The organism is Microvirga tunisiensis (assembly GCF_009296175.1).
Lineage (GTDB): Bacteria > Pseudomonadota > Alphaproteobacteria > Rhizobiales > Beijerinckiaceae > Microvirga > Microvirga tunisiensis.
The window spans coordinates 1-1125 of sequence record NZ_VOSK01000818.1; the positions used below are offsets into that span (position 1 = coordinate 1).

A 1125-nucleotide genomic window follows, 5' to 3' on the forward strand; every position below is an offset into this window, starting at 1 on the left:
ATGCCAAAATGCTCGGCCGTCTTCATCAGGGTGACGGTTTGCGGCCTTGCGGGATCCGCCACGTACTGTGGCAACCCCAGACGCTCGCGCATCTCCCGCACCCGCACCGTCGTCCAGGTGTGGCCATCGCCCGTCTGGCAGCGCATCCGGTTAAGCGCCACCGCCAATTCCCGATCCGGCCAATGGCCCGCCATGGCGCGCAAGGCCTTTACGGCGGAGGGCGCTCCGTCGGCTGGGTAGCGGCCGGATCTGACCCGGGCCACCCGGACTTCGCTATGGCGTCCACCGGTCCAATGGATCAACAGCACGGCCTCGTTCGTCGCGTCGTCCAGATTGCACACGATCTCCTGGATCACGATGTGGAGCAGGCGCTGTTTGCTGCGCATGTCCGCCGCGGCGTTCCAGGCCGCGGGCAAGTCGTGGGCGAGTTGAAGCAGACGGTTCCGGTCGATCGGCGGGCTTGCCGCCAGGGAAGACGAGAGCTCCTCCAGCCGACGCTCGATCTGCGCGGCCCGCTCAAGAGCATCGTTCCAGCGCGCCTCCAGCTCCCGTGCGACGTGACGTTTGGCCGGATCCACCAACTCGTAGCGCCGTTCGGCAAGGGAGGTCTCGTAACGGGCCTGTTCGAGCTCGCGCCGTACAGCGGCGATCACATCCTGGCGTGTGCGCTCGGCTTGCTCGGCGGCCAGGATCGCCGCTTCGACAGCCCGCTCGGAGACGGCGTCCAGGATCTCATGCGCCACCGCCCGATCGACCCGAACCCCGCCGATGCCGATGCACAGGCCGGAACCGACATGGGCATCGTCGCCGCGGCATTGATAGCGGTGCGCATTGCCCTTTCCCATGCCGTAGAAGACCCGCATCATACGCCCGCAATGGCCGCATCGCATCAGTCCCGTCAGAAGCGCGCGCCCACCCCGGGCCGATTTGCGGGCGCAGTTCTTCTTCATATGGGCGTTCTCGAGCAGGAGCTTCTGATTGTCCTCGAACTCCGGCCAGGTGATGTAGCCAGGGTGATGATCCCGCAGGAGCACGCTCCACTCGTTCCTGGCCTTGCGCCCGCCGACGGTCCTGGCGCGGCCCTCCGTGAGGCGGGTGCGCTGTCCCGTGCGGCCGAAGGCATAG

Annotated in this window: 1 protein-coding gene; it reads right to left on the reverse strand. The window is 67.0% G+C overall.

Translation table 11 applies throughout. From position 1 onward, the window contains the following. A partial coding sequence (locus FS320_RS43850; RefSeq protein WP_192926435.1) for a recombinase zinc ribbon domain-containing protein occupies positions 1 to 1125 on the reverse strand: 1125 nt, incomplete at both ends.